This window comes from Massilia sp. Root351, assembly GCF_001425045.1.
In the GTDB taxonomy this organism is placed as follows: Bacteria; Pseudomonadota; Gammaproteobacteria; order Burkholderiales; family Burkholderiaceae_D; genus Rugamonas.
The window spans coordinates 2,897-13,681 of the sequence record NZ_LMDJ01000018.1 but is presented as its reverse complement, the minus strand read 5'-3'; the positions used below and the strand labels follow the sequence as shown (position 1 = coordinate 13,681).

General features: G+C 66.1%; 9 protein-coding genes. 1 reads left to right on the top strand and 8 read right to left on the bottom strand.

The window, feature by feature from the left end:
• Positions 1 to 183 precede the first annotated feature (183 nt).
• From ASD15_RS17200 to ASD15_RS17190, 3 genes are read right to left on the bottom strand one after another with little or no spacing between them, the layout of a single operon-like run.
• A complete protein-coding gene (locus ASD15_RS17200) occupies positions 184 to 1,629 on the bottom strand; it encodes a LutB/LldF family L-lactate oxidation iron-sulfur protein (protein WP_057156224.1) in 1,446 nt (481 codons plus the stop codon).
• Positions 1,626 to 2,309, bottom strand: coding sequence for an LUD domain-containing protein (locus ASD15_RS17195; protein WP_057156223.1), 684 nt, complete (start codon positions 2,307 to 2,309; stop codon positions 1,626 to 1,628). Before ASD15_RS17195 ends, ASD15_RS17200 begins: the two co-directional genes overlap by 4 nt.
• Positions 2,309 to 3,100 (bottom strand): (Fe-S)-binding protein, encoded by a 792-nt coding sequence (locus ASD15_RS17190; RefSeq protein ID WP_057156226.1) that lies wholly within the window; start codon positions 3,098 to 3,100, stop codon positions 2,309 to 2,311. The genes ASD15_RS17195 and ASD15_RS17190 overlap by 1 nt, the downstream gene beginning before the upstream one ends.
• 118 nt (positions 3,101 to 3,218) lie before the next feature.
• Here ASD15_RS17190 and ASD15_RS17185 point away from each other — a divergent pair, with 118 nt between their 5' ends.
• Entirely contained in the window at positions 3,219 to 3,914 is a 696-nt protein-coding gene (locus ASD15_RS17185) for a FadR/GntR family transcriptional regulator (protein WP_057156222.1), read from the top strand.
• Here ASD15_RS17185 and glcF read toward each other — a convergent pair.
• From glcF to ASD15_RS17160, 5 genes are all read right to left on the bottom strand, one after another.
• A complete protein-coding gene (gene glcF, locus ASD15_RS17180; RefSeq protein ID WP_057156221.1) occupies positions 3,911 to 5,146 on the bottom strand; it encodes a glycolate oxidase subunit GlcF in 1,236 nt (411 codons plus the stop codon). The genes ASD15_RS17185 and glcF overlap by 4 nt on opposite strands.
• A 2-nt stretch (positions 5,147 to 5,148) precedes the next feature.
• Positions 5,149 to 6,219, bottom strand: coding sequence for a glycolate oxidase subunit GlcE (glcE, locus tag ASD15_RS17175; protein WP_057156225.1), 1,071 nt, complete (start codon positions 6,217 to 6,219; stop codon positions 5,149 to 5,151).
• A gap of 5 nt (positions 6,220 to 6,224) precedes the next feature.
• Entirely contained in the window at positions 6,225 to 7,715 is a 1,491-nt protein-coding gene (locus ASD15_RS17170) for an FAD-linked oxidase C-terminal domain-containing protein (RefSeq protein ID WP_057156220.1), read from the bottom strand.
• A gap of 105 nt (positions 7,716 to 7,820) precedes the next feature.
• Positions 7,821 to 8,708, bottom strand: coding sequence for a LysR substrate-binding domain-containing protein (locus ASD15_RS17165; protein ID WP_057156219.1), 888 nt, complete (start codon positions 8,706 to 8,708; stop codon positions 7,821 to 7,823).
• 80 nt (positions 8,709 to 8,788) lie between these two features.
• Positions 8,789 to 10,504, bottom strand: coding sequence for a lactate permease LctP family transporter (locus ASD15_RS17160; RefSeq protein WP_057156218.1), 1,716 nt, complete (start codon positions 10,502 to 10,504; stop codon positions 8,789 to 8,791).
• Positions 10,505 to 10,785 lie beyond the last annotated feature (281 nt).

The window sequence follows — 10,785 nt, the reverse complement described above, 5'->3', positions numbered from 1 at the left end:
CTGTTAATTTTTAAAGATCTGCTGCGTTTGACAAAGCGTTTTGTTTGTCAGCAGCGAAGAAGGAAGATTATGAGGCTTGTCGTTGCTTCCGTCAACCCCCTGCTTTTCCTTCCATCCTGCGCTGCGTATGTTCAGCAGCGCGGGGACAGAACTATAGCAAGCCGCTGCGCGGCTTGCAAGCATTTATTCCGGCTGCCCCTTATCCCGCATCATATCGGCCAGGCTGCGCGGCGCCGGCTTCAACGGCGCGCGGTGCCGGGTCCAGCCCAGCTGCTCCGATGGCGTCAGCACACGCAAGCGGGTGGCCGCCCAGCGGAACAGCTTATATACGGATGGATGGGAAAACGCCCCGCTCCAGAAACGCCACACCAGGCGGTCGCCGCGGCTGAACTTCGCGCCCTGCCCTTTCAGCGGATGCGCCACCTGCTCCTGCGGGTTGCGGTTCGCTTCCGTGCGCAGGCGCACCAGCAAGGCGGGGATCGGAATCCGCACCGGACAAACTTCGCCGCAAGCTCCACACAGGCTCGACGCGGTCGCCAGATCCGCTGTCGCCTCCAGTCCCAATAAATGCGGCGAAATGATCTTGCCGATCGGCCCCGGATACGTGGTTCCGTAGGCGTGCCCGCCGATGCGGCCATAAACCGGACAGTGGTTCATGCAAGCCCCGCAGCGGATGCATTGCAAGGTGGAGCGCAATTGTTCGTCCGCATACGCCTGCGTGCGGCCATTATCCAGCAGCACCAGGTGCATCTCGCGCGGCCCATCCAGCTCGCCCGCGCGGCGCGGCCCGGAGATCAGGTTGAAGTAGGTAGTAATAGGCTGCCCGGTTGCGGAGCGCGTCAGCAGGCTGGCCAGCGGCACGATGTGCTCGAGCTTGGCCACCACTTTCTCCATGCCCATAAGGGCGATATGCACATCCGGCACGGTAGTCGACAGGCGGCCATTGCCTTCGTTCTCCACCAGCCAGATAGTGCCGGTGTCGGCAGCGGCGAAATTCACACCGGACAGCCCGATATCCGCTTCAGCAAACGCCGTGCGCAGCGCCCGCCGGCCGGTCTGGATCAGCGTATCGACATCCTCGCTGTAGGCGGTGCCCGGAATATGCTGTTCGAACAAGGTGCCGATGTCTTGCCGCGTCTTGTGGATCGCCGGCATGACGATGTGCGATGGCTTTTCCCCGGCCATCTGCACGATGTATTCGCCCATGTCCGATTCGATGCACTCGACACCGCGCTCGCCAAGGTAATGATTCAGTTCGATTTCCTCGCTGGCCATCGATTTGCCCTTGATGACCTTGCGCGCGCCATGCTGCTGCGCGATGCGCGCGATGATCTCGTTGGCGTCATCCCCCGTCTCTGCCCAGTGCACGTGAACGCCGGCGGCAGTGAGCCGCTCCTCCAGCTGCACCAGCAGCTGTGGCAGGTTGGCCAGCGCGTGCTTGCGGATGGCTTCGCCCACGTCGCGCAGCCGCTCCAGTTCCTCCGTGTCGGGAAACTGGCCGCTGCGCTTGGTTTGCAGGAAGTCCATCGCGCCACGGAAGCTCGCGCGCAGCTTGGGATCGTCCAACGCGGTCTTTGCGCGCTGGTGAAAATTCTCCGGCGCGACGAAATGCAGGGTCTGTCCGCTCATGGCTTGTTCCTTGCGGTGACGATCACTACCCACATCCAGCGTGGCCCGTGCGCGCCGAAGGCGAGGGTTTGCTGGATGTCCGAAGTTTTTGATGGCCCCGACGCCAGCACCAGGTTGCTCGGCATGCCGTCGCTCCAGCGCTCGGCGCGCGCAGCATCGTGCAGGGTGGCGTGCAGCGTGTCCGCATAGACCAGCGCGATGTGCAGCGGCGGCACCAGCGACACGGTGCGCGGCGTGCGCGCATCGGGCGCCAGTATCAAGGTGCCGGTGGCGGCGATCCCGGAGCGGACCACCGTGAAACCCGCGTCGACCGTACGGAACAATTCCCCCTTCCAGGCTTCCAGGGGGCCGGCAAAAGGCAGCGATTCCATGGTGGCCGGCAGCGCACCGGCCAGCGCAGCGCCTTCCTCACCGGCCGTATCGAGCAGCAGGCGCTTGACGCCATGCTGTGCCAGTTTTTCGGCCAGCTGCGCCGGCCATTCGTCAGCCGTGGCCCGCCACACTTCGGCGCGCGACGCGCGCAGCGCGCTTTCCAGCGCATCGATCCGCGCCGCCGCGTCCGGACGCGGCCCCGCATAGTGCGCGGCAATCCGGGCATCGAGCGCATCAAGGGCATGGTGCGCATCAGCCACCGGCGCCGCCGCCCGCAGTCGGCCCAGCATGCGTTCGCGTGCATTCATCATGGCTGCACCTCCCCGCCGGCCGCCACGCCGTTGGCCCGGCGCCACAGGAAGCTGGCCATGTGCTCCACCTGCAGCGGCGCGCCTTGCGCCCTGGCCGCGTGGCCGATATTGAGCAGGCAGGCGCAATCGGCCGATACCACGCGGCGCGCGCCGGTGGCGCAGGCCGACGCGACTTTGTCGCTGACCATGGCGCCCGAGATGTCCGGGTGCTTCAGGCAAAAGGTGCCGCCGAAGCCGCAGCATTCCGACTCGCGCACATGCTCCCGGCGCTGCACGCCCGGCAGCTCGTCCAGCAGCGCCACGCCATGCACGCGCGTGCCCATTTCCCGCCGCGCGCCGCACGATGTATGCAGCACCACGTCCTCATCGGCCTGAGGCTGCTGCGGATAACGTACCTGCAATACCTTCAGCAGGAATTCGCTCAGCTCATACACGCGTTCGGACAGCTCGCGCGCCTGCTGCGACAAGGCCGCGTCCCCCTTGAACAGCTCGGGCCAGTGGTGGCGCATCATGCCGGCGCAGGAACCTGACGGGACGATCACCGGCCAGTCCCGGGGGAACAGCGCCATCTGCGAGCGCGCCACCTCCCGCGACTGTTCGGGATTGCCGCTGCTGTAGGCCGGCTGGCCGCAGCAGCTCTGGCCGCGCGGGTAATGCACCGTGACGCCTTCGCGCTCCAGCAGGCGCACCGCATCCAGGCCGGCCTGCGGCATGAACAGGTCGATGACACAGGTGCCGAACAAATAGACGTCGGACGGCGGCGAGGCCGGGTAATGGCGAACTTGCATTTTGTCTCCGCAATTCTTGATGTAAGCGGCTATCATTCGCTCATTTTTTCATTCGCACAAATTGGTTGGACCAATTTTTGGTATCCTGTACGACGCGACCTGAGCGGAGACTGATGTGATGAAAGCGGACACCGGACGCGTTGAGAACGTGATGCGGCGAATCGAAACGGCACTGCTGGACGGCAGCTACCCGGCCCATGCGCGGCTGCCCGCCGAACGCGTGCTGGCGGAGCAATACGGGGTATCGCGCAACACGGTGCGCGAAGCGATCCAGCGCCTGGCTGCGCGCGGCCTGCTGCGCAGCCGCCAGGGCGCCGGGGTCTACGTGACGGAGCAACTGCGCACCGGCCCGCCGTCGCCGTGGGGCCAGCTGATAGCCGACCACCCCGGCGTGCGCGACGATGTGCTGGAATTCAGGCGGGTACTGGAAGGGGCCACCGCGTACTTCGCGGCCCAGCGCGGCACCGACGGCGACCGCGAACGCATCCGCGTGCAACTGGCGGCGCTGGAGCAGGCGCGCCTGGCCGACGACCAGCCGGCGGAAGCGGCGGCCGACGCCAGGCTGCACGAGGCGATAGCGCTGGCCTCGCACAACACGATGTTTTTACATCTGCACGCGAGCATCATCGGCATGCTGCGCGAGCACATCACCTTCAACGGAAGCAGCCTGCGCGCGCAGGAAGCGGAGGTGGGCACGCAGTTGCTTGCCCAGCACCGTTCGATCTGCGAGGCCATTTGCACCGGCCGGGCCGATGATGCGCGCGCGGCGATGCAAAGCCATATCGACTACGTGGCCGGCAGGGTGGCGGACTAGTTCGCCTTGTTGGACAATAAACGGTCCAGCAGTTCGATCCAGTGCCCGACCGGCATGTCGGTCCCCGCCTGCAAATGGCTTTGGCAGCCGATATTGGCCGATACGATCTGGTCGGCGCCGGTGGCCCGCAGCGCCGCCAGCTTGCGTTCGCGCAGCTGGCCGGACAGTTCCGGCTGCAGCAGCGAGTAAGTACCTGAAGAGCCGCAGCACAGGTGGCTGTCGGCGCACAGCCTCACATCCACACCGACCGCGCGCAGCAGTCCTTCCACCTTGCCACGGATCTGCTGCCCGTGCTGCAGGGTGCAAGGCGGGTGGAAGGCTACTTTCTGCGCCTGTCCTGCATCGATCCTGCCCGCCAGCGCGTCCTCGAAACCGCACAGGATTTCGCTGACGTCCCTGGTCAATGCGGAAATGCGGGCCGCCTTTTCCGCGTACGCTGCGTCGTGCCGTAGCAAATGTCCATACTCTTTGACCGTGGCGCCGCAACCGGACGAGGTCATGACAATGGCCTCGGCCCCGGCGCCCACCAGCGGCCACCACGCGTCGATATTGCGCCGCATGTCGTCCAGCCCTCCGGCCTGGTCGTTTAAATGGTAGCGGATGGCGCCGCAGCAGCCAGCCTTCGGCGCCATCACCAGCTGGACGCTGAGCGCATCGAGCACGCGCGCGGCGGCCGCATTGATATTGGGCGCCATCGACGGCTGCACGCAACCGTCGAGCAGCAGCATCTTGCGGGCATGGGTGGCGCGTGGCCAGGCGCCGGCCGGCGTCGGGCGCGCCACTTTTCCGCGCAGCGCGGCAGGCAGCAGCGGCCGCAGCCACTGTCCCGCCGCCATGGCCGGCCTGAAAATCCAGCGGCGCGGCAAGACTTCCTGCAACAGGGCGCGCGCCGCCTGCTGCGCGGCGGGACGCGCCACCTGGCGGTCGACGACGTGGCGGCCGATGTCGAGCAGCCGGCCGTACTGCACGCCCGACGGGCAGGTTGTTTCACAGCTGCGGCAAGTCAGGCAACGGTCCAGGTGCATCTGCGTGCTCGGGCCGGGCGTGGCGCCTTCCAGCACTTGCTTGATCAGGTAGATGCGGCCGCGCGGGCCATCCAGCTCATCGCCCAGCAGCTGATAGGTCGGGCAGGTCGCGGTGCAGAAGCCGCAATGGACGCACTGGCGCAGGATTGCTTCGGCTTCCAGGCCTTCCGGTGTGTCCTGGTATTGTGGAGCGAGATTGGTTTGCATGGTTACAGGTCCTGGTACATGCGGCCCGGATTGAAAATGCCGGCCGGGTCGAAAGCGTTTTTGAGGTTGCGGTGGATGGCATGCACCGCCGGCGCCAGAGGATGGAACACGCCGTGCTCCCGCGCCGCGCCGCGATACAGCGTGGCATGGCCGCCCCGCTGCGCCGCCAGCGCGCGCAAGCTGTCCGGCGCGTCGTCCGTCAATAGCCAGCGCTGCGCACCGCCCCATTCGATCAACTGCGGGCCGCCATGCGCCAGCGCCGGCGCCACCGTTGGCAGCGCCAGCCGCCACAGCGAGGCGGCTGGATCGGCCGAGAAGAAGGCATGGCGCTGTTCGCGTACATCGTCCCAGAAGGCGACGCCGGCGGCGGCGTGCACAACGTCGCCGCCGATGCGCAGTGCCGCCGCTTCCACCGCCGCCTGCGCACCGGACAGGCGCACCATCAGCATGCCGCGGTGCCATGCGCTGGCCGACACCGGCAAAGGCTGGCCCGCCCAGGCATTCAGGCGCCGCAACGCCTCGTCCTGTTCCAGCGCCAGGCACAGTGTGCATTCCGCCGCCGGTCGCGGCAGCACCTTGAGCGACACCTCCAGTATCAGTCCAAGCATGCCGAGCGAGCCGGCCAGCAGGCGGGATACGTCATATCCCGCCACGTTCTTCATTACCTGTCCGCCAAAGCGCAGCACCGCGCCGCGTCCATCCATCAGGGTTGCGCCCAGAACGAAATCGCGCACCGCGCCGGCGGCCTGGCGGCGCGGTCCGGCCAGGCCGCCCGCCACCACCCCGCCTATGGTGGCGCCGGCGCCGAAATGCGGCGGCTCGAACGCCAGCATCTGCCCCTGGCCGGCCAGCACCGCCTCGATCTCGCGCAAGGGGGTGCCGCAGCGCGCCGTGATTACCAGTTCAGTCGGCTCATAGCTGGTGATACCGCTATAGCCCGAGGTATCCAGCAGCGCGCCCTGCGGCGGGCGGCCGTACCAGTCCTTGCTGCCGCCGCCGCGCACGCGCAGCGGGGTCCGGTCTTGCGCGGCGCGCAGCACGCGCTGGCGGAATTGATTCAATATGTGGTCCATATCGTTCATTGCTTCATCGATTGAGCGAACCGGAACAGGCCGGCGTCCACCTTGCGTTTGCCGTACTGGGCGCAGCGGTCCAGCGTGGGAATGGCTTTGTTCGGATTCAGTTGCGCAGCCGGATCGAAGGCGTGCTTGACGGCGATAAAGGCTGCAATCTCCTCGCTGCTGAACTGCTCGCACATGGCATCCAGCTTTTCGATGCCCACGCCGTGCTCGCCGGTGATGGTGCCGCCGGCGGCTACGCACAGCGCCAGGATGGCTTCGCCAAACTGCTCCGCGCGCGCGAACTCGCCGGGCTGGTTGGCGTCGAACAGGATCAGCGGGTGCAGGTTGCCGTCGCCGGCGTGGAACACGTTGGCGCAGCGCAGCCGGTACTGCTGCGCCAGCGCTTCTATGCCGGTCAGTACCTCGGCCAGCTTGCGGCGCGGGATGGTGCCGTCCATGCAGTAGTAGTCCGGCGAGATCCGGCCGGCGGCGGGGAACGCGTTTTTGCGCCCGGACCAGAAACGCAGCCGTTCGGCTTCGTCGGCCGACACCGCGATGGCGGTCGCGCCGGAACGCTCCAGCACCGCGCGCATACGGGCGATTTCCTCATCCACTTCCTCCGGCAAGCCGTCCGATTCGCACAGCAGGATGGCGGCGGCGTCCGTGTCGTAGCCGGCGCGCACGAAAGGTTCGACCATGCGGGCGCTGGTGCGGTCCATCATCTCCAGGCCGGCCGGAATGATGCCGGCCGAAATCACGTTGGCCACCGCGTCCGCGCCCTGCACCACGTCGTCGAAAGAAGCCATGATGACGCGCGCCAGTGTAGGCTTGGGCGTCAATTTCACCGTTGCTTCGGTCACCACGCCAAGCATGCCCTCGGACCCGATGAACACGGCCAGCAGATCCAGGCCGGGCGCGTCGGGCGCGCCGCAGCCCAGCTCGACGATCTCGCCCTCCGCGTTGACCATGCGCACGCGCAGCACATTGTGCAGCGTGAGTCCGTATTTGAGGCAGTGCACGCCGCCGGAATTCTCGGCGATGTTGCCGCCTATGGTGCAGGCGATCTGCGACGAGGGATCGGGCGCATAGTACAACTGGTGGACGGCAGCCGCCTCCGAGATCGCCAGGTTGCGCACGCCCGGCTGCACGGTGGCGGTTCGGGCATGGGCATCAAGTGCGACGATGCGGTTCAGTTTCGCGGTCGACAGCACGATGCCTTCGGCAATCGGCATGGCGCCGCCGGACAGGCCGGTGCCGGCGCCGCGCGGCACGATGGGCACCTGCAGCCTGCGGCAAACCTGCAGCACGGCCACCACCTGCGCCTCGCTTTCCGGCAATGCCACCGCCATCGGCAACTGGCGGTAGGCCGTGAGGCCGTCGCATTCGTAGGGACGGGTGTCTTCTTCGTTAGACAGCAAGCAGTGTGCGGGCAGCACTGCGCGCAAGGCGGCGACGGTGGCGCGCTGGCGCGCTGCGGTCAGGGCAGGGTCGGGATGGGGCGCATTCATGAGAGGCTTCCTGCTGGTACGATCCAGTGTTTGAACTGAACCCAGTGTAGCGGGAGGCCACGGCTGCAAGCGGTGAAAAGAATTCAGCGCTGCATCCGATAATTTTCATGTGCCGGCGTATGCCGCGAGCAGCCAGTCGATGAACAGCTGCACTTCCGGCCGCAGGCGCGTATTGGCGTCGTACACCACGTAATAGGCGTGCGGCGGCGACGCCAGCCGGATGTCGAACAGCTCGACCACTTCGCCGCTGGCGATCATCTGCTGCGCGAAGTGCTGGCGCGTCAAGCCGACACCGTGGCCGTGCCGCACCGCCTCCAGTAGCAGGCCCAGGTCATCGACGCGCAGGCCGGTGGCCGGTTCCGGCCAGCCCAGGCCGGCCTGCTCGAACCATGGCTTCCAAGGCTCCAGCGCGGACCGCAGCAGGATCGCCTTCGATAAAGCCTCCGGGCTGTCGATGCCGCCGACGCGCTCAAGATAGTCCGGACTGGCGACCGGGAACGCCGGCTCCTCGAGCAGCTTGACGGTTTCCAGGTCCGGGTATTTTCCAGCCCCGAAGCGTACCTCCAGATCCGACTCGGACAAGCTCAGGTCATATAGCGGGACCGACAGGAACACGTCCACCACGATATCGGGATGCGCATCGGTGAAACTGGCCAGCCGCGGCATCAGCAAATAGCGCGCAAACGTCGGCGGCACGGTGAGCTTGATGCGCGGCTGGGCCGACGCAGTCCGCCCGGGCAAGGGAAAGTCGGTCAGGGTGCGCAGCGCCACGCAGACCACGTCCAGATAGCTGCGGCCGAACGGCGTCAGGGTCGGCGCGCGGCCGTCGCGGATGAACAGGCGGTCGCCGACGAACTCCTCCAGCAGGCGGATGCGATGCGACAACGCCGACGGCGTGATGCACAGCTGGTTGGCCGCCACCGCGAACGAGCCGGAATGGGCGGCGGCCTCGAAGGCAGCCAGCGCATGGACTGGTGGAAATCGTTTTGGCATTGGCAGTCCCGGAGAGTGGTTTCAAAACGCGGCAACGCCCGTCCTGATGGCACGGGCGTCGCGGGTCAGGGCGTGCCGCTTTAATGAGGAATCATCCCCGTAAATACATAGGCCTGCAAGGTGGTCATGATGCCGACGATGACAACAAACAACAGACTGTGTTTGAGCGTAAAGCGGAACAGCTCGGATTCACGGCCTACCAGGCCGGTCGCCGCACACGCCACCGCGATGGACTGCGGCGAGATCATCTTGCCCGTCACGCCGCCGGTGGTGTTGGCGGCCACCATGAGCGTGTCGGACACGCCGATCTGGTGCGCGGTGGTGCTTTGCAGGGAGCAGAACAGGGCGTTCGACGAGGTGTCCGAACCGGTGAGGAACACACCCAGCCAGCCCAGCATCGGCGAGAAGAACGGGAAGGCGGCGCCGGTCCCGGCCAGCACCAGGGCCAGCGTGGACGACATGCCGGAATAGTTGGCCACGAATGCGAAGGCCAGCACCAGCCCGATCGACAGCACTGGACGGCGCAGCTCCACCAGCGTGTCCTTGAAGGCGCGCACGCCGTCGCCTGCTTTCATGCCCAGCAAGACCATGGAGATAATCGCGGTCAGCAGGATGGGCGTGCCGACGGCGGACAGCAGATCCAGCTTGTACACGGCGTCATATGGCTTGGCCACGGTGACGATGGGCGCGGTCTTGACGACCATCTGGTCGAGAAAGGGCACGTGCACTTTCAGTACGGTCCAGGCCAGCAGGCCCTTGCCCGCGAACAGCGCCTTGAATCCCGGCAGGCTCCACACGGTGACGATCGCCGTCAGGATGCCGAACGGCGCCCAGGCCCGCACGGTTTGCGCCAGCGTGTAAGGCGAACTGGTGCGGCCGCTGCCGGCTTCGGCGCTGCCCAGCGAACCACTGCCGCCAAAGCCGGACAGCGCAGCCGCGCCGCCCATGTTCACCACGCCGCGCGCGCCGCGCTTGGCGCTGACCGGCTGCCAGACTTTGAGCAGCAGCGTCAGCGACACCAGGCTGGCCAGCGCGGATGTGATATCCGGCAGTTCCGGGCCGATGTAGTTGGAGGTGAAGTACTGGGTGACGGCGAAGGTGCCGCCCGCTACCAGCGCGCCCGGCCACACTTCTTTCACGCCCCGCATGCCGTCCATCATGAACACCAGCCAGAACGGCACGAACAGCGACAGCAGCGGCAACTGGCGGCCGGCCATGGCGCCAATGTGCATGGCGTCGATGCCGGTGACCTGGCCTGCCACGATGATGGGTATGCCCATGGCGCCGAAGGCCACCGGCGCCGTATTGGCGATCAGGCACATGCCGGCCGCGTACAACGGGTTGAAGCCCAGGCCCACCAGCAGCGCGGCGGTGATGGCCACCGGCGCGCCGAAACCGGCTGCCCCTTCCAGGAAGGCGCCGAAGGAAAAGCCGATCAGCAGCATTTGCAGGCGCTGGTCATCGGTAATGGCCAGTATCGATGCACGGATGACGGTCAACTGGCCGGTGCGCTCGACGATCTTGTACAGGAACACGGCAGTGATGATGATCCACGCGATCGGCCACAGCCCGTAGGCGAAGCCGTAGGCCGCCGACGCCAGCGCCTGCGGCACCGGCATGCCGTACGCGAAGATGGCGACGATCAGTGCCAGCGCCAGCGTAATGCCGCCGGCCACATGGCCCTTGATGCGCAGAACGGCCAGCGCGACAAAGAAGAAAATGATAGGGACGGCGGCGGCCAGTGCCGACAATGCCAGGCTGCCTAGCGGTGCGTAGATCTGATTCCAGGGCTGCATAGTGCTCTCCTCCACGAGATGGTTTTTTGTAATGTCGGAGGAAAGTGTACGGCGCGCGGGAGCGTGAAAACCGCCGCCGCCGGATGAAATGAATTGACCGCAGAGGTGAAAATCTTTCAGCGGCCGACGCCACAGCCCAAACGCAAAAAACCCCGCACAGATCACTATGCGGGGTTTTGCTTATAACTAGCCTGACGATAACCTACTTTCACACTGGTTGCAGCACTATCATCGGCGCAAAATCGTTTCACGGTCCTGTTCGGGATGGGAAGGGGTGGGAC